The following is a 21,774-nucleotide window of genomic DNA, read 5'->3' as shown; positions in this document are numbered from 1 at the left end:
CGTCTTCACCTCACGGGACATACGATCTGATCGTGGCCCGGATGCGAGCCCTGCTGGTCGCCGGAGTAGCGATAGCGCTGCTCGGCGGCCTCACACTGGTCTCGGCACCCTTCACCCGCAAAGAGTCCTTACCTGCGCAGACCATCGCGCCGGAGCAAAGCCCGCCCAGCCAGGCCGCGATCGCGCCACCTGCCTCGGCCCGCACGGACGCGGTACGCACCCTGCTCGCCGATCGCGCGCACGCGCTTCAGCGCCGCGACGAGAAGGCGTTCATCGCGAGCATCGACCCGCAGGCGGATCCGGCCTTCCTCAAGGCCCAACAGGACCTGTTCACCAACCTCGCCGGTGTGCCGCTGCGTGAGTGGTCGTACACCCTGCAGCCGCAGCGTGCGATCGACCCGGCAGTGCTGCATGGCGTGGCCGGCGCGGAGGAACTGTGGGCGCCGGAGATCGAGTTGGTCTACGCGTTGCGCGGCTCCGATCCGCTGCCGACCAGCCGGCCGATGGGGTACCTGCTGGTCAAGCGGGCTGGGTTGTGGTTCATCCGGTCGGACAACGACCTGCTCGAAGTGGGCAGGCGAACATGGCGCGGCCCGTGGGACTTCGGGCCGTGCTCGGTCATCACCACCAGTCGCGGCCTGGTGATGAGCCACCCTGCGCGGGCGACGATGGCGAAGCGGATCGCGTCCGAGCTGGACTCGGCCGTGCAGGAGGTCACCGATGTGTGGGGGTCAGCCTGGTCACAGCAGGTGGTCGTGCTGCTGCCGGACACCTCCGAGGAGATGCGGGCGCTGGTCGGCCCGAACTTCCCCGTCGACGCCGTGGTCGCGGTCTCGGTCGCCGACCGGGTGGACGTGGAACGCAACACCGCCGAAGGACAACGGGTGGTCATGAGCGCGACCACAGCCGACGCACTTTCGGTGGCCGCGCTGAAGATCGTGCTGCGGCACGAGTTCACCCACATCGCCGCCCGCGGGTCCACAGTAGACGGATCGCCGATGTGGCTGCTGGAAGGGTTCGCCGACTACATCGGTTACCGGGACAGCGGCATCCCGCTGGCCCAGGCCACGCCCGACCTCAACGCCCAGATGATCGCCTCCGGCCCGCCGTCGCGGCTACCGCCGGATGAGGACTTCCGCAGCCAGGGCCGGACATTGGACCTGGCCTACCAGCAGTCGTTGTCCATCGCCCGGTTCGTGGCCGAACGGCGTAGCGAGGCCAAGCTGATCGAGTTGTACCGGGTGCTGGCCAAAGCCGGCCGGGTCGGCGGCGAGGAGATCGACAGGCTGATGGGATCGGTGCTCGGCCTCAACCGTGAGGAGTTCACCGCGGGCTGGCGCGAATATCTGCGCGAGACGCTTGGATAGAGTGCGCCGGTGGCTCGCACGCTTCTCGTGACCAACGACTTCCCGCCGCGCCCAGGTGGCATCCAGGCATACCTGCAGGCCCTGGCGACCAGGCTGCCCGTCGGCGAGCTGGTCGTCTACGCCCCGGCATGGCCCGGCGCCGCCGAGTTCGACGCGGCCCAGCCGTTCGGTGTGGTCCGGCACCCGACCTCGCTGATGCTGCCGACCCCGGACGTGGCCAAGCGTGCCCGCGAGATCATCGCCGCGGAGTCCTGCTCCACTGTGTGGTTCGGCGCGGCCGCCCCCCTTGCTTTGCTGGCACCGTCCTTGCGGGACGCCGGAGCGCACCGCGTGGTCGCGTCCACGCACGGTCACGAAGTCGGCTGGTCGATGCTTCCGGTGTCCCGTCAGGCTTTGCGCCGGATCGGGTCGACAACGGACGTGGTCACCTACGTAAGCAAGTACACCCGCGGCCGCTTCGCCGCGGCCTTCGGCCGGTTCGCGGCACTCGAGCACCTCCCCTCCGGTGTGGACACTTCGGTGTACCGGCCGGATCAGGCAGGCCGGGACGTGATTCGTAAGCGGCACGGCCTGAGCGACCGTCCGACTGTGGTGTGTGTGTCGAGGCTGGTTCCCCGCAAGGGACAGGACATTCTGATCCGAGCCCTGCCGGAGATCCGCCGCCAGGTCCCGGACGCCGCTCTGCTACTGGTCGGCGGCGGCCGCGACGCCGACCGGCTTGCCAAGCTGGCCAGGCAGAACGATGTCGCCGACCATGTGGTGCTGACCGGATCTGTTGAGTGGGAAGAACTTCCGGCGCACTACGCCGCCGGAGACGTGTTCGCCATGCCGTGCCGCACGCGGGCCCGCGGCCTGGACGTCGAAGGCCTGGGCATCGTCTTCCTCGAGGCATCCGCCTGCGGTCTGCCTGTCGTGGCCGGTAAATCCGGCGGTGCGCCCGAAACCGTCCGCGAAGGCATCACCGGCCACGTCGTCGACGGAACCAATGTGTCCCAAGTGGCTGATCGTGTCGCAAGTCTGCTCGCCGACCCCACCGCGGCCGCCGCCATGGGCCAGGCAGGCCGTGACTGGGTGACATCCCGTTGGCGCTGGGACACTCTGGCAAGCAGGCTGGGGACCTTGCTGTCGGGCGAACCTTCCCGGCTCTCGGCCTTCCGGGCCTGAGTACCGCCTGGATCAGGCGGTCGCAACTGGCGGAGCCGGGTCAGCAGCCGTGCGTTCCGTGCCGCGTAGTGGGCGATCGTGCTTTCGGCTTCCGCCAACCCTTCCAGGCACTGCTCTGCGGTCATCTGCTCGATGGGGATGGCTGTCGGTCGGGTGTGGGCCATAGGGGCCGGCTGTTTTTCGCTCATGTGTTCACATTAGCGGAAAAGAGGTGTTCGGAGGTTCACTCGATCGTGGCATTAAGGACTTCGCGGGTCCTGGATTGTCGGTGTTGAAGGAAAAGCGGGATGAACTAGGCGGTCCGGCCGTTGGCGACGTCGCGAGCCAGGGTCGCGGCGCCCACCAGGCCTGCGTCGTCGCCCAGCTGAGCCGTGCGGATGCGGGCGAGCGGGCGGTAACCGGCGCCGGTGATCGCATCACGGTAGAACTCGCGGGCGTCGTCCAGGAACAAGGGAGCGGACTCGGAGACGCCACCGGCGATGACGATCACTTCCGGGTCGTAGATGTCGGCCACCAGGGCAAGACCCTCGCCCAGCCAGCGGGCCAGTTCGGCCATCGCGCGCAGTGCCACGGGATCTCCGTCCCGGGCCGCGCCGGCCACCTTGCGGCCGGTGATGGATCGGGCGTCGCCCGCCGATTCACGGGCCAGCACAGTGGACTGGCCGGGGTGGCTGGCCAGCAGTTCGATCGCGGTCGTGCTCAGTGCCGTCCCGCTGCAATAGCGTTCCCAGCAGCCCGACTTCCCACAGGAACAAGGCCGGCCGTCCGGGACTATCCGCAGGTGACCAAGCTCAGGGGCAACGCCGTGGGCGCCGCGGAAGATCCTGCCGTCCAGCAGCAGGCCCGCGCCGATCCCGGTACCGATCGCGATCAACGCCGCCACCTTCGCGCCCCGCGCCGCGCCGTATCGGAACTCGGCAAGGGCCGCGGCGTTGGCGTCGTGTTCCAGGACCACCGGCAGATCGAGCTTGCGGGAGATCCGGTCGGCCACGGCTGCCCGGCGCCAGGCCAGATGCGGGGCGAACATCACAGTTTTGAGGTCCGTGGCCACGAAACCCGCCACGGCCAGCCCGACAGCGGAGACCGGGTGGCGTTCGGACAGGGAGCTGACCACCGACACGATGGCGTCGTTCAGCGCATCCGCACCCGATGGAGTGCCGATGCGTGCGGTGTCCAGGATGGTTCCCCGTTTGTCCACGACACCGGCACGCACACTCGTTCCCCCGATGTCGACGCCGACCGTCAACATCTGGGCGGGCCGAAACCGGGGCGCACCTTGATGTGTTCCACCTTGCGATTGTTGCCCCGGCTGGGCTCGCCCGCTCGGCCGGGCCGGTGCGCGGGCCGGAATCCGGGCATATGCGGCACACCGGGTTCCCAACGGTCGGCCAGCACGGCCCGCAGCAGCGCCACGATGTCCGCGGCACGATCAAGCGAGGCCGCGGCCAGCTCGTTCGGCTCACCGCGCAGCAATGCGGAGACCGCACACAGTGGACAGTTGTCAGGCGGCCCGTCGTGCTCGGCTGCGACTCGGTCCAGCACGGGGCCCAGGCGTTCGGCCACCGCGTCCAGCAGCAACACGATCTCCTCAAGCAGCCGGGTGCCCGGTTCGGCGCTCACAGCGGGCTCTCCGAAGACCGTACGGTCTGCGCGAACTTCAGCAACAGGCCTTCGGCGTCGACAGAGGCGTCGGCGACTTCATAACGCCGCAATACAGCGGGCAACGGCACCAAACGGCGCATGCCGTCGACGGTCACCGCGAGGTCGTCGCCGACTCGCGCGAGGTCTACATCGGACTGCTCGGTCAACGGGATCGCCACACGCAATGCGTACCCGTTTCCCTCCGGCCTTATCTGCAACAGCGAAGGCGGCCGGGAAGTGTTGCAGGTCAATGGGTCTGACCGGCCGTAGAGCTCGTCGGCCAACGAGGCCAAGGCCTCCGGCCCGACCGGCTCGGCAGCCCTGTGCTCGACCACATGCAGCTCGATCGGCGTCGAAGCCCGCAGCTCGGTCAGTACTTCGTCCTGCTCGCCGCGCCGGGTGCGCAGCCAGGTCGCTGCCGGGCCACGCCGCATCCCGGCCTTGGGGACGAGCCGGTTGGCGATCATCCCGTCGACCCGGATGTCCCGCAGCGCCAACGCGGCCAGGGTGCGTTTGCTCTCGGCCACCACCAGCCGTTCCGGCGTGAGCACCAGGCGCACGCTGGTCACCTGCGGATCGGCCAGCAGCCCGCGGAGTTCGGTCAGATGGGACGCGAGCCGGCTGATCGCCTCGGCCCAGCCCTGCTTGCCCACCCCGCTGACCATGCCGCGCACCGACCGCGCGGGGAAAGCCCGCTGCAGGTAGGTCGCGATCGCGTCCGGCAACGCCAGCAGCCGCAACGTTTCCGCGGTCGGGCCGCAGTCCACGACGACCGCGTCCCAGGTGCCGGTCTTCGCCAGCCGGGCCACCTCGGTCAGCGCCAGCAGCTCGTCCAGGCCGGGAACGACCGTCAGCTCCTCGGCGTCCAGCTCGTCCACCCCGGCCCCGGCGAGCACGGCTCGCAGCTGCGAACGCAGCTCGTCCCAGGCCGAATCGACCAGGCCACGGGTGTCCACGTGCGCCGCGTGCAGCTTGCTGTCCACTGGGGACGGTTGACCGGAAAGCCTGACACCGAAGGCGTCCGCCAGCGAATGCGCGGGATCGGTGGACACGACGAGTGTCTCGCGCCCACGCCCGGCCAGCGCTACCGCGGTGGCCGCGGCCAGGGTGGTCTTGCCCACCCCGCCCTTTCCGGTGAACAGCAGGATCCGCAAGGCGCCGACTACAACCCTTCGGCCCGGCGCTTGAGGTCCTTCAGCGCGATGTCCATGATCATTTTCTCGGCCTTGCGGCGGAACAGCCCGATCATCGGGACCGCCAGCTGCACCGACAGGGTGTAGGTCACCTTGGTCGCGTCGCCCTGCGGCTGCAGGGCGTAACGGCCCCGCTGCGACTTCTGCATCTGGCCTTTGACCAGGTCCCAGCTCACCGACAGGCCGTCCTCGGCCCACTGGTACGCCAGGGTGTAGGTGTCCTTGAACATGCCCGCGTCGATCACGAACCGGACCTGTTCGGCCTGCCCGTCGGCGTCCTCGGCGATGATCTCGACCTCTTTCACCGCCCCGGTCCACTCCGGGTACGCGGGGAAGTCCGCGATCACGCCCATGATCGTGTCCGGGTCTGCCTCAACGGTGATGGACTGGGTGGACTCGTCGGCCATGCCGGGCAGGCTACCTGGTCAGCTCACCACCGCAGTACGTGCGGCACCTGCGTGCGCTGGAAATGTCCGACATTGATGCAATCGGTCATGCCCACTCGCATCCGTGCAGCCAGCGGCTGGTGCACATGGCCGAACAGCGACCACCGCGGCCGTTGCTCGGTGATCAACTCCAGCAGCGCCCGCGAGCCCAGCTCCGCGCGACGGGCGACCACGTCATAGGTGAGTTCCGGCACAGCCGGCGGGATGTGCGTGCACAGCACGTCGACATCGGTGAGCTTGCCGACACCGGCGTTGAAGTCGTCCTCGGTACGCAGGTGGGGAAGCCACACGCCGGACCGCCGGACCCGGCCGCCCGGGGCCAGCAACGCCCCGCCGACGAACCCGAACCGCAGCCCGCCGATCTCCGCGACGGCGCCGTCCAGGATCGTCAGGTCGTCCCTGGCGAACTGCGACCACAGTTCGGGCACGTCCACATTGCCGGGCGTGGCGTACGTCGGCGCGGTCATCGCCACGAACAGCCGGGCGTACTGCTCTAGGATCGCCTCCTGCACGACGTCGGCCGCGTTGTCCAGGCTGGCCCACAGCTCGCGGGCGAACACGGCCAGCTCGGCGTGCATCCGGCTGCGCCGGAAATACGCGAACTTGGCGACCTTCTCCGGGCCGAACACGCGGCCGAGAATGCCGCCGCTGTGATCGTGGTAGTCCACGAAGTCGATCAGATCGCCGAGGACCACCAGCGCGTCGGCACCTTCGCCGGCCCTTGCCAGAGCGTCCGAATTGCCATGGACATCGGAAACCACGTGGACCCGCACCAGACCTACCTTACGGCGGGCAGCCGGGGCGGCGTCCATCCTCCAAGACGGTCTTGAGATCCAGGGCGATGCTCTTGGCCGCCCGCTGGCGGCGGTTGATCTCCCGCTGGATCTGCCGCGGCTGCGCCGGCCGGGGCAGATCCGCGCGCAGGAAGTAGTGCAGGAGCGTGCCGTCCAGCATCGGCTCCAGCCACACCTCCATGCTCCCGGTCAGCGCGCCCTGCACAGTCCAGCGCAGGCCTTCGTCACCCCGGTCGAGGTACACCTCAAGAGTGAGATCCGGCCAGAACCCACGCCACGCCCGCCGGTCGGCGAAGGCGGCTTTGACCACGGGCGGGGGCACGGCGAGGAAGGTCTCGTCGACGACGTCCACAGCAGGCACAAGGTGCATGGTGTCATGCGGTCTGTACTAAGTTCACGTGACGTGCGGGAATACAGTGCTCCGGCCACGATCACGGTGACCGGCGAAGAGAACCTCACCGACATGATCTGGGCGAACGCGGACCGGTTCGGTGACGCGGTCAGCTTCCGGCGTCAGATCGACGGCTCATGGGTGGACGTCACCGCCCGCGAGTTCGCCGCGCACGTGCTCGCTGTCGCGAAAGGACTGATCGCCTCCGGGCTCCGGCCAGGCGACCGGGTCGCGCTGCTGTCCAAGACACGGTACGAGTGGTCACTGCTGGACTTCGCCATCTGGACCGCGGGCTGCGTGACCGTCCCGATCTACGAGACCTCGTCGGCCGAGCAGGTCGAATGGATCCTGGCCGACTCCGGCGCCCGCGCACTGGTCGTGGAAACCGCCGCCCACCACGAACTGGTGGACAGCCTGGTGGACCGCCTGCCCGAACTGGCCCGGGTCTGGCAGATGGACGCGGGGCCTGAGCTGGCCCCGGCCGTGGACGAGCTGACCGCACTCGGCTCGGATGTCGACGACGACACCACGCACGAACTGCGCCGCGGAGTGCGTGCTGATTCGACGGCGACGCTCGTCTACACCTCAGGTACGACAGGACGCCCCAAAGGCGTCGAGCTGACACACCGCAATCTGCTCGCCGAAGTCAGGGCCGACATCCAGGCGTTCCCACAGTTGCTCCGGGCAGGCAACTCGATGCTGGTGTTCCTGCCACTCGCGCACGTGTTCGCCCGTGCGATCGCGATCTGCTGCGTCTACGCGCGGACCACGCTGGGGCACCTGCCGGACGTCAAGACCCTGGTCCGTGACCTAGGCACATTCCGGCCGACATTCGTGGTGGCAGTGCCGCGCGTGTTCGAGAAGGTCTACAACTCCGCCAAGCAGAAAGCACACGCGGAAGGCAAAGGAAAAATCTTCGACGCGGCCGAGGAGCTGGCGCTGGAATACAGCCGGACAGACAGTCCAAGCCTGGCCCTGAAAGCAAAGCACCTGGTCGCCGACCGGCTAGTCTATGGAAAACTCCGTACCGCCCTCGGCGGCCGATGCGAGGCAGCAATCTCGGGTGGAGCACCACTGGGGGAACGGCTCGGCCACTTCTTCCGTGGAATCGGCGTCCCAGTTTTCGAAGGCTACGGCCTGACCGAGACATCGGCAGCGATAGCGGTGAACACATCCACTGGTTTCAAGGTCGGCACAGTCGGCAGGCCAGTCGCAGGCGCATCAGTGCAAATCGCGGGCGACGGAGAAGTACTGTTGTCCGGCGACATGGTGTTCCGCGGCTACTGGCACAACGAAGCCGCCACCAAGGAATCCCTGCAAGAAGGCTGGCTGCACACCGGAGACCTCGGCACACTCGACGACGACGGCTTCCTCGTGATCACCGGCCGAAAAAAAGAAATAATAGTAACGGCGGGCGGAAAAAACGTAGCGCCCACAGTATTGGAAGACAGGCTGCGTCTACACCCCCTGATAAGCCAATGCCTGGTGGTAGGCGACCGAAAACCCTTCATCGGAGTCCTGATCACCCTCGACACAGACTATTTCACACACTGGAAAACCCGGCGCAGTAAACCGTCCACCGCCACCCCCGCAGATCTGGCGGACGACCCAGACCTGCGCGCGGAACTCCAGAAGGCAGTAGACGACGCGAACAAAGCGGTCTCCCGCGCCGAATCAATCCGCACCTTCGCAATCCTCCCCGAAGACTTCACCGAAGAACGCGGCGAAATAACCCCCAGCCTGAAACTCCGCCGCGAAGTAATCACAACAAAATACGCCGACCGTATAGAATCCCTCTATACCGGCCACTGACAGACCCAGTCGGCACTTGGCGAGGAAAAGACACTGGGACCAGATTAGCAAAGGCGGCTGTGGACAACCGGGCGAGAATTGATCTTGGGGAGCCGGTTTTGTCAGGGGGTAGGACTAGGGGGCCGGAGGCTGTGTCAGACCTGGGCGCCGTTGTCGTCGCCGGGTGGGTTGTTCTGGCGGATGCGTAGGACTACCAGGCCTATGCCGACGGCTGCTGAGACCAGGGCGATGGGGGTGGCCACGCGGGTGGCGAGGCCGATGACGCTGGGCGCTACCAGTAGGAAGAGCGCTATCAGCATCAGGACCAGGGCGAGGATCGTCAGGGCGCTCGGCTTGGGCAGGGGTGGTGGCTCGGGCGGGACGTAGTGGTCGTCCTCGGTGCTCCAGGCCCAGTCCATTTCGGTTTCGTGGCCGCGCCAGCCCGCTGTCGCAGGCATGGAGATTTCGGGCAGGTCTGGTTCGTCGAGCAGGTCGGCTCTGGTGGAGCGGGCGACCGGTTTGTCGTCGTCCGGGTCCTTGTCCGTTGCCTTGCCGTCGTCGTCGGGCAGGTCCTGGGGCGGGTCGCGTTCCAGGTCGAGATCAGCCGACACCGTCGAACCGAGGCCTTCGCGTTCCAGGTCGGCGACGATCTGAGCGAACGCGGCGTCGACGTCCTCCGGTCCGTCCGCCCCGCCCTTCACGACGCGCTCCCGACGAGCTCGCAGCGCACCCGACTCCTCCTCGTCTTGGTCCTCGTAGGGCCATCGTCGCACGGACCACCACCCGGTTGGCCAGTAACTTCGGGGTCTTTTGCGCGTTGTTATCCCGGACAATGCCCTACCAGCCGCGTTGTGCCTGACCGGCGACTGTTCGTAGGCTGTTGCGCGGGCCACGGAGGAGTCAGGGCAGGAGGCGCTCTACACGGTGCTGTACTTCGTCATGAAAAATGTCCTGATAGGGCCGATTCTCCGGCTGTTCTTCCGTCCGGAGGCCGAGGGGCTGGAGAACATCCCGAAGACCGGCGGCGCCATCCTGGCCAGCAACCACCTCGCGGTGTCCGATTCGTTCTTCATGCCGCTGGTGATCCCGCGCCGGCGGGTGACGTTCCCGGCCAAACTGGAGTACTTCACCGAGAAGGGCATCAAGGGCGCCTTCAAGAAGTGGTTCATGACCGGCATGGGGCAGATCCCGATGGACCGCACCGGCGGCTCGGCCGCGCAGGCCGCGCTGGATACCGGCATCCGGCTGCTTCGCGAAGGCAACCTGCTGGGGATCTACCCGGAGGGCACACGTTCGCCCGACGGCCGGCTCTACAAGGGCAAGACCGGCATGGCACGGATCGCGCTCGAGGCGGGCGTGCCGATCATCCCGGTCGCCATGTTCGGCACTGACATCGCCAACCCGATCGGATCCAAGATGTGGAAGCCGACCAAGATCCGGGTGAAGTTCGGCGAGCCGCTGGACTTCTCCCGCTACGAGGGCCTGTCCGGCGACCGGTTCGTCGAGCGGTCGATCACCGACGAGGTGATGTACGCGCTGATGGAGCTCTCCGGCCAGGAGTATGTCGACATGTACGCGGCGAAAGTCAAGGAGCTGCAGACCGCGCAGCCGTCGGACGGCGTGCCGGCCCAGCGCGAGCCCGACCGCATCCCCGAGACCAAAGCCGGATGATCCGCAACTAAGGTTGCCGGGTGCGATTTTTTTACGACACCGAATTCATTGAAGATGGGGTGACCATCGATCTTGTGTCCATCGGTGTCATTTGCGAGGACGGCAGAGAGTTCTACGCGGTGTCCACCGAGTTCGACCCGGACAAGGCCGGTCAGTGGGTACGCGAGAACGTGCTCGACAAGCTGCCCTCGCCGGGCGACAAGGCGTGGCGTAGCCGCGCACAGATCCGTGCGGACCTGATGGCGTTCCTCAGCCCGAAGGGCGAGAACGTCGAGCTCTGGGCGTGGTTCGCCGCGTATGACCATGTCGCGTTGGCGCAGTTGTGGGGTGCGATGCCGGCGTTGCCGCGTCAGCTGCCGCGGTTCACGCGTGACCTGCGTCAGCGCTGGGAGGACGTGGGCAAACCGCAGTTGCCGAACCCCCCGACCGACGCGCACGACGCGCTCGCGGACGCCCGTCATAACCTCGCGCGCTGGAACGTGATCGAGATCGAGCGGCTCCGCCGGGGGTTTCCCGTCCGTTAAGCGGGGGCCGGTTGCTTTACCGATCCAGCTCGTGACACCCTTTCTGTCATGCGTATAGGCGTACTCACTGGTGGTGGCGACTGTCCTGGGCTGAACGCGGTGATCAGGGCCGTGGTCCGCAAAGGCATCGAGGCCCACGGCTGGGAGATCGTCGGTTTCCGCAACGGCTGGCAGGGTCCACTCGAAGGTAAGTCGAAGCCGATCGGGCTCGACCAGGTCGAAGACATCCTCACCCGGGGCGGCACGATCCTCGGCTCGTCGCGCACCAACCCGTACAAGGTCGACGGCGGCGTCGAGAAGATCAAGAAGGTCCTGGCCGACCAGGGCATCGACGCGCTCGTCGCGATCGGTGGCGAGGACACGCTCGGTGTGGCCAAGCGCCTGACCGACGACGGTGTCGGCGTGGTCGGCGTGCCGAAGACGATCGACAACGACCTGGGCGCGACGGACTACACGTTCGGGTTCGACACGGCGGTGCACATCGCGACCGAGTCGATCGACCGGCTGCGCACCACGGCCGAGTCGCACCACCGCGCACTTGTCTGTGAGGTCATGGGCCGGCACGCAGGCTGGATCGCGCTGCACTCGGGTCTTGCAGGTGGCGCGAACGTGATCCTGGTGCCGGAGCGCCCCTTCAGCGTGGACAAGGTCGTGCAGTGGGTCGAGCGGCGGTTCGAGCGCGAGTACGCGCCGATCATCGTCGTGGCCGAGGGCGCGGTGCCGGAAGGCGGCGCTGAGGTGCTCACCAGCGGTGAGAAGGACGCGTTCGGGCACGTCCGGCTGGGCGGCGTCGGCACGTGGCTGGCTGAGGAGATCGCGCAGCGTACGGGCAAGGAGTCCCGCGCCGTGGTGCTCGGCCACACGCAGCGTGGCGGCACGCCGACGGCGTACGACCGTGTCCTGGCGACCCGGTTCGGTCTGCACGCTGTGGACGCGGTGCACGACGGCGACTTCGGTGTGATGGTCGCGTTGCGCGGAACCGACATCGTCCGCGTCAAGCTGTCTGAGGCCACCGCGGAACTCAAGACCGTCCCGCTCGAGCGCTACGAGGAAGCCGAAGTCTTCTTCGGCTGAGTTTTCGCCCCCAAAGTGGCTTTCGGAGCATCCAACGCTCCGAAAGCCACTTTGGGGGCACAGCTTTACGGCGCGGTGAGCACGACGGGGCCGTTGGGCGTGATGGCGATGGTGTGCTCCCAGTGGGCGGCGCGGGTGCGGTCGCAGGAGCGCAGGCCCCAGCCGTCCGGCTCGGTCACATAGGCGTCCCGGCCACCGGCGATGAACATCGGCTCGATCGCGATCACGAGTCCCGGCTTGAGTTTCAGCCCTCGGCCGGCTTTGCCCTCGTTGGGCACGTGCGGCTCCTCATGCATCTTGCGGCCGACTCCGTGGCCGCCGTGGTGCGCGAGCAGGCCGTAGCCCTTTGCCCGGCCGATCTTGCCGACGGCGTTGGACACGTCGCCCAGCCGGTTGCCGACGCGTGCGGCGGCGATGCCGGCGTTGAGGGCTTCCAGGGTGACCTCGATGAGGGCCGCGTCGGCTTCGGTGGGCTCGCCGATGGTGAAGCTGATCGCCGAGTCCCCGTGGAATCCGGCGACATGGGCCCCGCAGTCGATGCTGACCAGGTCGCCTTCTTGCAGCTCATAGTCGTTCGGGATGCCGTGCACGACCATGTCGTTGACCGACGCGCAGATCACGCCCGGGAACGGCGTCGGCGCGAAATGCGGGTGGTAGTGCAGGAACGACGACTTGGCGCCACGCGCCGCGATCACTTCGGCTGCGATGGTGTCCAACTCTCGCAGGGACACCCCGGGAGCGGCCGCTTGTTTGGTCGCGGCGAGCGCGGCGGCCACCACTTTGCCCGCTTCACGCATCAGCTCCAGTTCGGCCGGTGTCTTGAGTTCAACCATCACGCTCTCCAGTACGGGATAACTATCCCGGTATTCTTATCACAGTATTACTATTGCGTCATGGTGCGACCACCGCTCACCCCCGAGGACCGCGAACGCGGTGTCCGGCTAGGCGAGGCTTTGCGGGCTGCACGTGCCGACCGGACGACCGTCGAGGTCGCCGCGGCAGCGGGGATCTCCGTGGAGACCCTCCGCAAAATCGAACACGGCCGGGTGCCGACTCCGGCATTCTTCACCGTCGCCGCGATCGCGCGCGCTGTTGATGTTCCGCTGGATAAGCTCGTGGGGTGAATCTGCAACCGGCCAGGGCCCGGCTGGTACGCCGGTTCGGCGAGGACGTCAACGCGTGGGTGGACCAGTTGCCCGCGCGGATCGCCGACCTGGCCGATCGCTGGCACCTGCAGGTGGGAGAGCCCTACCCGACGGGGAATTCCTCGATAGCCATCCGCTGCGGCGCAGGCGTGCTCAAGCTGTCCCCGCAAGAGGACTTCCTCGACGAGCAGGTCGAGATCATGCAGATGTTCGTGCACAGCCGCCGCGTGCCGATGGTGTTCTCCGCCGAGCCGGGCGCTGTGTTGATGGAGACGATCGAGCCGGGCACGTTCGTGACCGAGACGCCGCCGCCGGAGGAATTCGCTGAACTGATGGGAGATCTGCACGCTGCCGGTGATCCGGCCGCGGCCCGGCGGGAACTCGCCGGCTACACCGAGGAGATCTTCGAACGGTTCGAGCGTCGCGGTGTGGACATCGGATCACCGCGCAAGCTGCGTGACGAGCTGGTCGCATCCCAGCCGGAAACCGTTCTGCTGCACGGGGATCTGCATTTCCACAACATCATCCACGGTGCCCGGGGCAAGCTGATGGTGATCGATCCCAAGGCGTGCGCGGGAGAACGGGCCTTCGACGCGATGGACTACGCGGTCGCCGAGCCGTCACAGGTCAAAGCCCTTGCCAGGGCGGCGAATCTGGATGTCGAGCGGGTCGAGGCGTGGCGCCAGGTGTTCTCCTGGGTAAGTTCACCGTTGTGACCGAAACCGTGATCGAAGGCGAGAAGTTCAACGGCGAGGACTGGTACGGCGAGGAATTCGACGGACGCGCGTACTCGAAATGCTCCTTCCAGGAAGTGGATCTGACCGAGGTCGTCAACCGCGGCAGCACCTTCCAGGAATGCGCCTTCGGCAACGTCAAGTTCAACGCCTCGAAGCACGCCAGCGCGGCCTTCATCGGCTGTACTTTCCTGCGCTGCAACTTCTTCGACGCCGAGTTCGACGGATGCAAGCTCGTCGGCAGCACATTCAAAGAGTGCACAGTCCGGCCGTTGCGGGTAAGCGGCGGTGACTGGTCCTTCGTTTCACTGTCCGGTTTGGACTTGCGCAATGCGCGATTCCACCGGGTGCGGATGCGGGAAGCGGACCTGTCCGGTGCGAACTGTGAGAAATCAGAGTTCGTGAATGTGGACCTGTCCGCCGCGCAAGTGCGTGGCGTGAAATTCGGCCAGGCTGACTTGCGCGGCAGCGATCTGTCCGCGTTCAACCCCTACGAAGTCGAGTTGAAAGGCGCGATCATCGGTGTCGAACAGGCCATGACGATCGCGCAAGCGCTTGGGCTGGAGGTCCGTTAACGGGGCCAGGGCCGTACTTCACCCCAGCCCCAGCTGGGCATTGGTTCGCTCATGGTCGCTTCGGCGCCGGGCTGCGAGAACATCAACGCCATTCGGGTGCCCCATTCCAGATAGCCGGCGAAAGCCGACCGGAACTCCGCGTCGGCCGGCAGTCCGACCTCGTCCGCAGTGTCGATCAACAGATCGACCCAGCGGTGCCGATGAGTTTCGGTGAGCGCCCTGCCGAGATGGCGGGAGATCATGTGCCGATGGCCGCCGTGCCGCTGCGAGTAGGTCTTCGGCCCGCCGAAGACCTCGCCGAGCCACGCGGCCACATGCTTGGGGTGATTCGGGTTCATGCCCGCGAAAACCGGGGCCAGGATCGGGTCCTGGGCGACATGCGCGTAGAACGTGGTGAACAGTTTCTCGAACGCCTCGGCGCCGCCGGCCCATTCGTAGAGCGACGGCACAAGATCAACCGGTTGGTAGTGCCGCATTTCCTCGATCCCGGACACGTAGTCCTTGATCTCGGCGAAGAAATCCTTGAACTGCGGGCTGCCCCGGAAACCCCGCAGATGGTCCTCGGTGGAGGTCCACGTGATCCGCAGGATGTAGCTCTCCGGTTGCTCCTCGCACCGCGCCAGATCGTAGGTATGGCAGAAAGGCGAGGTCTGCAGCGACACGGCTGCCCGCCGGTACGCCTCCTCGAACGCCTTGGCCTGGGCATCGGGGACGCGGTAACGGATGTACTCGATGATCACATGTCCAGTCGACCACCTTTGGCGTCACCGGCTCAAGTACGTACTTTGTGGTGCGTGAGCGTACGACGGACGCGGTACTACTGCCCTGTGGAACTGGCGATGGACACCATTGGCGGCAAGTGGGCGGTGGTTGTCCTGGCGCACCTCAAAGAAGGCCCGTTGCGTTACGGCGAGCTACGCAGGCTGATGCCCGACATCACCGAGAAGATGCTCACCCAGCGACTGCGTGAACTCGAGTCCGATGGTCTCATCGAGCGTGAAGTTCACTCGCAAGTGCCGCCGGTCGTCACTTACCGGATGATCGACGACGAGCTCAGGCCCGTCCTGCAGGCCCTCTACGCCTGGGGCGAGCGCCGCGCGGCCAGGGACGGCGTGAAGATCGAACCCGCAACACGCCGGTAAATCTAGGGGTGTGTTTGCTGCGCCGCCACTACATGTAGGGTCTGCGCTGTCGATGCGACAAGGGAACCCGGTGCGAATCCGGGACTGCCCCGCAGCGGTGAGTGGGAACGACAGCCGTCATTGAAGCACTGGGCGCAAGCCTGGGAAGCGACGGCCAGTAGGTCGGAGTTTGGCGCCCACGAGTCCGAAGACCTGCCATCGATGCGTGCGCCGTAGGCGTGCGCGTGTCCGGAGCCTCGCGGGTGGGCCGGCACGGCTTCTTTGTGATGCCGTGTGCTCTGGGCGGTCTGGCTCGCGAGGAGAGGGTTGTGACAGCTACAGCTATTGGTTATGAAAGCCGCGTCGCCGACGCGTGCGCCGGCCTGTCCGACGTGGCGGCCGAGCTGGTGATCGCCGAGGTGGAACGCAACATCTACCAGGGCATCACCGGCAAGGAGCTCGACGACGCGCTGATCATGTCGGCGCGCACACTCGTGGAAACCGAGCCGAACTACTCGTTCGTGTGCGCGCGGCTGTTGCTGGGCAAACTCCACCGCGAGGTCCACGGCGTGCTCCCGGAGGAGAAGTACTTCCACGAATACGTGCGCAAGGGCATCGAACTGGGCCGTCTGGACCCCGAACTGGCCACGTTCGACCTGGACCGGATCGCCGCCGCGATCAAGCCGGAACGCGACCTCGCGTTCGGATTCCTTGGCATGCAAACGCTTTACGACCGCTACCTGCTGCACGAGCGTGGCGTGCGGTACGAGCTCCCGCAGGCGTTCTTCATGCGCGTCGCGATGGGCCTGGCCATCCGGGAGGACGACCGGGAGGCCCGCGCGATCTCGTTCTACGAACTGCTGTCGTCGTTCGACTTCATGTGCTCCACACCGACCCTGTTCAACTCCGGCACCACCCGCCCGCAGCTCTCGTCCTGCTTCCTGACCACTGTGGACGACGACCTGGACGGCATCTTCCAGAGCTACCGCAACAACGCCCTGCTTGCCAAGTACTCAGGCGGCCTCGGCAACGACTGGACCCCGGTCCGCGGCATGGGCGCCCACATCAAGGGCACCAACGGCCAGTCCCAGGGCGTTGTGCCGTTCCTGAAAATCGCCAATGACACTACGGTCGCGGTCAACCAGTGCTTCGCCGGCGAGACCATGATTTACACGGCCGATGGTGCGAAGGCGATCCAGGATGTCCAGGCTGGTGACCTGGTTCTCGGCGCGAGTGGCAACTACCGCGAAGTTGCCGAGGTGCTTGTCTACGACCAGATCGACCCCATGGTGGAAGTGACCATCAAGCACTCGATCGAGAAGCTGAAGGTCACTGCGGGGCACCCGTTCTACGCGATCAAGGGTGTGCCGCTGGAACAGGCCAACAGCCGGACTCTCAAGTGGCTGGCCAACGACAAGGTCAGGCCGGAGTGGATCGATGCCGGTCAGCTGACGAAGGGAGACTACGTCGGGCAGGTCGTGCCGACAGAGATTGTGCCGGTCCCGGGTCTCACTGAGGACGACGCACGACTCTACGGAATCCTGCTGGGCGACGGACATCTGTCGAAGGATGGGATGCAGTGGGGCGTCTCGGGCAATCCAGAACTGGACATACATCTTGACTTCGTGCGCAGCTATCTCACTGAGCGCGGCATCCATTTTTGGGAGCGTGGGCGAGACGACACCTATCTCCAGATCAGCTGGGCTTCTGGTCGTGGAGTACGGCGCGACGCCGTAACCGGGCGCATCGCCGGAGCGGGTGACCCGACACTGCCTTTCACCTACGACGATCTGTATGACGACCAGCGGCACAAGCGCATCGCTCGCCGGTTCTCGCACTTGCCTCATGTGCAGACTCGAATGCTGCTGCAAGGGCTGCTGGAAACTGATGGCGGCGTGTCGCGTGGTGTCGAGATCTACTTCACTACGACCTCCCCGTCGCTTGCGTCAGGAGTTCGTTACCAGCTGCTCCGACTGGGAGTTCCGTCAGCCGGTCAGTACCGGGAGCGCGAACAGGATCATACCGGCATCCGTTCTGACGGAACGCGGATCTCCTTTTCCGGTGTGGTCAAGGCATTTGACATCCGTGTTCCCGCCGTCGCGGGTATCGCCGAGCTTGTTGGCTGCCGCCCTGTCGCCAAACACAACTGGATCGAGCATGGGGGAATGGTCTTCACCCGGGTCCGGGATGTGTGCGCGACCGAAGTCGTGCCGACTGTGTTCGACCTCAAAGTCGAGACAGACGAGTCCTACATGACGACCGCCGGACTGGTACACAACGGCGGAAAGCGTAAGGGCGCGGCGTGTGCCTACCTTGAGACGTGGCACATCGACGTTGAAGAGTTCCTGGACCTGCGTAAGAACACCGGTGATGACCGGCGTCGGACGCATGACATGAACACGGCGAACTGGGTGCCGGACGAGTTCATGCGCCGAGTCGAGGCCGACGGGCAGTGGACGCTGTTCTCGCCCGACGAGGTTCCGGATCTGCACGACAGCTATGGGCTGGAGTTCGCGAAGCGTTACCGTGCCTACGAAGAAGCGGCGGATCGTGGCGAGATCCGGGTGTTCCGGCGGGTGAAGGCCGTCGACATGTGGCGGCGGATGCTGACCATGTTGTTCGAGACCGGGCATCCGTGGATCACCTTCAAGGATCCGTGCAACCTGCGGTCGCCGCAGCAGCACGTGGGTGTGGTGCACTCGTCGAATCTGTGCACCGAGATCACGTTGAACACGAGTGCGGACGAGGTCGCGGTCTGTAACCTGGGGTCGGTCAATCTGGCGAATCATGTGACGCCGCAGGGGATTGACCACGCCCGGCTGGAGCGGACCGTGAAGACCGCGGTCCGGATGCTGGACAATGTGATCGACATCAACTTCTACACGATCCCGGAGGCGCGCCGGTCCAACCTGCGGCACCGGCCGATCGGGCTGGGGCTGATGGGGTTCGCCGATTCGCTGTTCACGCTCAGGGTTCCGCTCGCGTCGGCGCAGACAGTCGAGTTCGCCGACCGCAGCATGGAGGAGATCAGCTACTACGCCATTTCGGCGTCGGCTGACCTGGCTGAAGAGCGGGGCCGGTACGAGACGTTCGACGGATCGCTGTGGAGTCAGGGGGTTCTGCCGATCGACTCGATCGCGCGGCTTGCCGAGGCGCGTGATCAGCTTGACATGAACACTGAGTCCACTCTGGACTGGGACGCGCTGCGCACGCGTGTCAGAAGTGGTGTCCGCAACTCCAACATCATGGCGATCGCGCCGACCGCGACCATCTCCAACATCTGCGGGGTCGGGCAGTCGATCGAGCCGTTGTACCGCAACCTGTATGTGAAGTCGAACATGTCCGGCGACTTCACTGTGGTGAACGCGCACCTGGTGGCGGACCTGAAACAGCGTGGGCTGTGGGACTCGGCGATGGTCGCCGACCTCAAGCTGCACGACGGCGCGCTCGAGCCGGTCGGCCGGATCCCGGTGGACTTGAAGGCCTTGTACGCCACGGCTTTCGAGATCTCCAGCGACTGGCTGATCGAGGCCGCGTCGCGCCGGCAGAAGTGGATCGACCAGGCGCAGTCGCTCAACCTGTACATTTGCGCGCCAAGCGGCCGCAAGCTGGACACCTTGTACCGGCTGGCCTGGCGCAAGGGCTTGAAGACCACGTACTACCTGCGTTCGCAGAGCGCCACCCACGTCGAGAAGAGCACTTTGCAGGGCACCGACGGCAAGCTGAACGCCGTCAAGGTCGAAGCCGCCGCCTGCTCCATCACCGACCCGGACTGTGAGGCCTGCCAGTGACTGAGCCATCTTTGATCGAGCGTGGCGCTTCCCGGGTGCACGTCGACGACAAGGCGATGATCAACGCCCGCGCCGACGTCAACCAGTTGCTGCCGCTGAAGTACCAGTGGGCGTGGGACAAGTACCTGGCCGGCTGCGCGAACCACTGGATGCCGACCGAGGTCTCGATGCAGGCCGACATCGCGCTGTGGCGTTCACCCGACGGGCTCACTGCGGACGAGCGGCACGCGATCAAGCGCAACCTCGGCTTCTTCGCGACTTCGGAGTCGTTGGTGGCCAACAACATCGTGCTCGCGGTGTACCGGCACCTGACCAACCCCGAGTGCCGCCAGTACCTGTTGCGGCAGGCGTTCGAGGAGGCCGTGCACACGCACACCTTCGAGTACATCTGCGAATCGCTCGGCCTGGACGAGGGTGAGCTGTTCAACATGTACCGCGAGGTCCCGTCGATCACCGACAAGGCCGCGTGGGCGCTGGACTACACCAAGAACCTGGAGGACCCGTCGTTCAGAACCGGGACGCACGAGAACGACCAGGCCTTCCTGCGGGACCTGGTGGCGTTCTACGTCGTGTTCGAGGGGATGTGGTTCTACACCGGCTTCGCCCAGATCCTGTCGCTGGGCCGGCGCAACAAGATGGTCGGCATCGCCGAGCAGTACCAGTACATCCTGCGTGACGAGTCGATCCACCTGAACTTCGGCATCGACACGATCAACCAGATCAAGATCGAGAACCCGGGCCTGTGGACGCCGGAGTTCCAGGCGGAGATCCGGACGATGCTCGGCGAGGCCTGTGAGCTGGAAGTTGCCTACGGCCGCGACACCATGCCCAACGGGCTGCTGGGTCTCAACGCGGAGCTCTGCGAGCAGTACATGCGGTTCATCACCAACCGCCGCTGCGCCCAGCTTGGCCTGGCGCCGGTGTTCGGCCCGGCGGAGAACCCGTTCCCGTGGATGTCGGAGGCGATGGACCTGGGGAAGGAGAAGAACTTCTTCGAGACCCGCGTGACCGAGTACGCCAGCGGGTCCTCTTTGGACTGGGACTAGCCGAGAAGCCGGTGCAGCCCGGTGCTCGTGGCCGCGAGCATGCCACAGTGGTCGGCGTACGCCAGATCGTGTACGGCGCCGAACGTGGTCTCGCGGCCACGCGGCCTGCCGGTGTTGGCGTCCAACCAGGACACTCCGGAACTGGTGCCGACGGCCAAAGTCCGTCCGTCGCCGGTGAAACAGAGTGATCCGCTGGCGGATTCGAGCTTGTGGGTCCACGCCGCCTCGCCGGTCGCCGTGCGGGTCGCGATCACGGCGGTGGGGTGGACCCACATCACGACAAGCTCGCCGTCCGGTGAGAACCTGATCGCGCCGGAGACCTCGGAACTCCAGGGTTGCGGATCCCGCCGGTCGTAGCGGTGCCGTAAATGTCCGTCCCCGGTGATGTCCAGGACGGTCAGCCACCAGCTTCCCCGCATCGAGTTGGCCACGGCGATCGTCCGGCCGTCCGGGGAGAACCTTGGTGTGACACGGGAATCCCCGAGTCCCTCCCAGTCGGCGTGATCAAGCTCGTGGTCGCCCGCGACGATCGCGCCGCTCTGCGGGTCGACGATGACAAGACGCTGGTCACCGCCGATGGCCAGGTGCGTTCCGTCCGGCGACATCGCCAGGCTGCCGGTCGGCGCGTCCGGTAACTCGTGCGCGAGCCTGATCGCGGCCCATTGCCGTAACTGCACGGTTTTCGGCCCGGCGAACGCCACCAGCGAGCCCGTCACGGACCCTTCCGGCCCGCGTAACTCGCTCCTTGTGCCGGCCCGGAGGATCTCCAGCGGCTTGATCCTCGGCTCGAGTTCCCACCGGACCAGCACAGTCCCGCGGTACATAGTGGTCAGCGCCTCGCTGCGATGTGGACGGATCGCCACTGTCTGCTGTGTCCCATTGGTCACGTCATCCAGCCCGAGCCGCGCCGACTGCCCGTGGTACCGCAGCCGCCGGGCCATCCGCTCCCGTAACACCGACGGCCCCGACGGCAGAAGATCCTGCGGCAGATCGCCGTACTCATCCCTGCTGCTGGGATCAGCCCCCCGGTCAAGCAGCATTTCCGCGACATCAGTCCACCCGAACTCGACCGCCCGATGCAACGGGCTCGTCAGCCCATGGGTCCGCACCGGCGCCCCCGCCGAGATCAACAGGCGCGCGATGTCCGGATCACGCGCGACCTCAAGCGGCGTACACCCCTGTTCGTCGGTCGACGACAGCGCCGCCCCGGTTGCGAGCAGCGCTCGGACCGCATCCGCGTCGCCACTCGCGACTGCGCTATGCAGGTCCACAGACGCAACGTTAGGTCCCGCCCGCGCCCCCTGTC

At 66.2% G+C, this 21,774-nt stretch carries 22 protein-coding genes and 1 riboswitch; of the genes, 12 read left to right on the top strand and 10 right to left on the bottom strand.

What is annotated here, in order from left to right:
* The first annotated feature begins 32 nt into the window (after positions 1–32).
* Both JOF56_RS56655 and JOF56_RS56650 read left to right on the top strand, forming a co-directional pair.
* On the top strand, positions 33–1,367 hold the full coding sequence (locus JOF56_RS56655; protein ID WP_209647761.1) for a hypothetical protein: 1,335 nt from the start codon (positions 33–35) through the stop codon (positions 1,365–1,367).
* 9 nt (positions 1,368–1,376) lie between these two features.
* Positions 1,377–2,531 carry a glycosyltransferase family 4 protein gene (locus JOF56_RS56650; protein WP_209647760.1) on the top strand — a complete coding sequence of 385 codons (1,155 nt, stop codon included), beginning with the start codon at positions 1,377–1,379 and terminating at the stop codon, positions 2,529–2,531.
* 292 nt (positions 2,532–2,823) lie between these two features.
* Here JOF56_RS56650 and JOF56_RS56645 read toward each other — a convergent pair whose 3' ends face one another.
* The 6 genes from JOF56_RS56645 to JOF56_RS56620 are packed head-to-tail and all read right to left on the bottom strand — an operon-like array spanning position 2,824 to position 6,975.
* Positions 2,824–3,780 (bottom strand): ROK family glucokinase, encoded by a 957-nt coding sequence (locus tag JOF56_RS56645; protein WP_209647759.1) that lies wholly within the window; start codon positions 3,778–3,780, stop codon positions 2,824–2,826.
* Positions 3,774–4,151 carry a hypothetical protein gene (locus tag JOF56_RS56640; RefSeq protein WP_209647758.1) on the bottom strand — a complete coding sequence of 126 codons (378 nt, stop codon included), beginning with the start codon at positions 4,149–4,151 and terminating at the stop codon, positions 3,774–3,776. Before JOF56_RS56640 ends, JOF56_RS56645 begins: the two co-directional genes overlap by 7 nt.
* Positions 4,148–5,326, bottom strand: a complete 1,179-nt coding sequence (locus tag JOF56_RS56635) for an ArsA family ATPase (RefSeq protein WP_209647757.1) — start codon at positions 5,324–5,326, stop codon at positions 4,148–4,150. The genes JOF56_RS56640 and JOF56_RS56635 overlap by 4 nt, the downstream gene beginning before the upstream one ends.
* 8 nt (positions 5,327–5,334) lie before the next feature.
* Complete coding sequence (locus JOF56_RS56630) at positions 5,335–5,772, bottom strand: SRPBCC family protein (protein ID WP_209647756.1); 438 nt, start codon at positions 5,770–5,772, stop codon at positions 5,335–5,337.
* Between the two features lie 23 nt (positions 5,773–5,795).
* Complete coding sequence (locus JOF56_RS56625; protein ID WP_209647755.1) at positions 5,796–6,584, bottom strand: metallophosphoesterase family protein; 789 nt, start codon at positions 6,582–6,584, stop codon at positions 5,796–5,798.
* A gap of 10 nt (positions 6,585–6,594) precedes the next feature.
* A complete protein-coding gene (locus tag JOF56_RS56620; RefSeq protein ID WP_209647754.1) occupies positions 6,595–6,975 on the bottom strand; it encodes a polyketide cyclase / dehydrase and lipid transport in 381 nt (126 codons plus the stop codon).
* A gap of 33 nt (positions 6,976–7,008) precedes the next feature.
* Between JOF56_RS56620 and JOF56_RS56615 the strand changes: the two genes are divergently transcribed.
* Positions 7,009–8,808, top strand: coding sequence for an AMP-dependent synthetase/ligase (locus JOF56_RS56615; protein ID WP_209649107.1), 1,800 nt, complete (start codon positions 7,009–7,011; stop codon positions 8,806–8,808).
* Positions 8,809–8,942: 134 nt separating this feature from the next.
* Here the strand turns inward: JOF56_RS56615 and JOF56_RS56610 are convergent, their stop codons facing one another.
* Complete coding sequence (locus JOF56_RS56610) at positions 8,943–9,560, bottom strand: hypothetical protein (RefSeq protein ID WP_209647753.1); 618 nt, start codon at positions 9,558–9,560, stop codon at positions 8,943–8,945.
* Between the two features lie 151 nt (positions 9,561–9,711).
* Between JOF56_RS56610 and JOF56_RS56605 the strand changes: the two genes are divergently transcribed.
* Genes JOF56_RS56605 through JOF56_RS56595 form a run of 3 tightly spaced genes read left to right on the top strand, consistent with a single transcriptional unit; the run spans position 9,712 to position 12,056 of the window.
* On the top strand, positions 9,712–10,458 hold the full coding sequence (locus JOF56_RS56605) for a lysophospholipid acyltransferase family protein (RefSeq protein WP_209647752.1): 747 nt from the start codon (positions 9,712–9,714) through the stop codon (positions 10,456–10,458).
* A gap of 20 nt (positions 10,459–10,478) precedes the next feature.
* Positions 10,479–10,982, top strand: coding sequence for a polyadenylate-specific 3'-exoribonuclease AS (locus tag JOF56_RS56600; protein WP_209647751.1), 504 nt, complete (start codon positions 10,479–10,481; stop codon positions 10,980–10,982).
* Positions 10,983–11,030: 48 nt separating this feature from the next.
* The gene (locus JOF56_RS56595; RefSeq protein ID WP_209647750.1) at positions 11,031–12,056 is read left to right on the top strand and encodes a 6-phosphofructokinase; all 1,026 of its coding nucleotides are present in this window, start codon (positions 11,031–11,033) and stop codon (positions 12,054–12,056) included.
* Positions 12,057–12,121: 65 nt separating this feature from the next.
* Here the strand turns inward: JOF56_RS56595 and map are convergent, their stop codons facing one another.
* Positions 12,122–12,889, bottom strand: coding sequence for a type I methionyl aminopeptidase (gene map / locus JOF56_RS56590; protein WP_209647749.1), 768 nt, complete (start codon positions 12,887–12,889; stop codon positions 12,122–12,124).
* A 60-nt stretch (positions 12,890–12,949) separates the two neighbouring features.
* Here map and JOF56_RS56585 point away from each other — a divergent pair, with 60 nt between their 5' ends.
* From JOF56_RS56585 to JOF56_RS59340, 3 genes are read left to right on the top strand one after another with little or no spacing between them, the layout of a single operon-like run.
* Entirely contained in the window at positions 12,950–13,180 is a 231-nt protein-coding gene (locus JOF56_RS56585) for a helix-turn-helix domain-containing protein (RefSeq protein ID WP_209647748.1), read from the top strand.
* A complete protein-coding gene (locus tag JOF56_RS56580) occupies positions 13,177–13,917 on the top strand; it encodes an aminoglycoside phosphotransferase family protein (RefSeq protein ID WP_209647747.1) in 741 nt (246 codons plus the stop codon). Before JOF56_RS56585 ends, JOF56_RS56580 begins: the two co-directional genes overlap by 4 nt.
* Positions 13,914–14,510 (top strand): pentapeptide repeat-containing protein, encoded by a 597-nt coding sequence (locus JOF56_RS59340; RefSeq protein WP_209647746.1) that lies wholly within the window; start codon positions 13,914–13,916, stop codon positions 14,508–14,510. Before JOF56_RS56580 ends, JOF56_RS59340 begins: the two co-directional genes overlap by 4 nt.
* On the opposite strand, the gene JOF56_RS60620 is transcribed toward JOF56_RS59340, so the two are convergent.
* Complete coding sequence (locus JOF56_RS60620; RefSeq protein WP_209647745.1) at positions 14,507–15,250, bottom strand: group II truncated hemoglobin; 744 nt, start codon at positions 15,248–15,250, stop codon at positions 14,507–14,509. The two genes, JOF56_RS59340 and JOF56_RS60620, sit on opposite strands and share 4 nt — an antisense overlap.
* 99 nt (positions 15,251–15,349) lie before the next feature.
* Here JOF56_RS60620 and JOF56_RS56565 point away from each other — a divergent pair, with 99 nt between their 5' ends.
* The 3 genes from JOF56_RS56565 to JOF56_RS56555 all read left to right on the top strand — a co-directional run bounded on the left by JOF56_RS56565 (position 15,350) and on the right by JOF56_RS56555 (position 20,468).
* A complete protein-coding gene (locus tag JOF56_RS56565; protein ID WP_245381266.1) occupies positions 15,350–15,652 on the top strand; it encodes a winged helix-turn-helix transcriptional regulator in 303 nt (100 codons plus the stop codon).
* Between the two features lie 20 nt (positions 15,653–15,672).
* Positions 15,673–15,866: riboswitch (cobalamin riboswitch) on the top strand.
* 94 nt (positions 15,867–15,960) lie between these two features.
* Complete coding sequence (locus JOF56_RS56560) at positions 15,961–19,422, top strand: ribonucleoside-diphosphate reductase subunit alpha (protein ID WP_307855748.1); 3,462 nt, start codon at positions 15,961–15,963, stop codon at positions 19,420–19,422.
* Positions 19,419–20,468 carry a ribonucleotide-diphosphate reductase subunit beta gene (locus JOF56_RS56555; RefSeq protein WP_209647742.1) on the top strand — a complete coding sequence of 350 codons (1,050 nt, stop codon included), beginning with the start codon at positions 19,419–19,421 and terminating at the stop codon, positions 20,466–20,468. Before JOF56_RS56560 ends, JOF56_RS56555 begins: the two co-directional genes overlap by 4 nt.
* Here the strand turns inward: JOF56_RS56555 and JOF56_RS56550 are convergent.
* Positions 20,465–21,739 carry an ankyrin repeat domain-containing protein gene (locus JOF56_RS56550; protein WP_209647741.1) on the bottom strand — a complete coding sequence of 425 codons (1,275 nt, stop codon included), beginning with the start codon at positions 21,737–21,739 and terminating at the stop codon, positions 20,465–20,467. The two genes, JOF56_RS56555 and JOF56_RS56550, sit on opposite strands and share 4 nt — an antisense overlap.
* Positions 21,740–21,774 lie beyond the last annotated feature (35 nt).

The organism is Kibdelosporangium banguiense, from assembly GCF_017876405.1.
Taxonomy (GTDB): Bacteria; Actinomycetota; Actinomycetes; order Mycobacteriales; family Pseudonocardiaceae; genus Kibdelosporangium; species Kibdelosporangium banguiense.
Note: the sequence above shows the minus strand (reverse complement) of the source record. Positions and strands in the feature narration are given on the sequence as shown.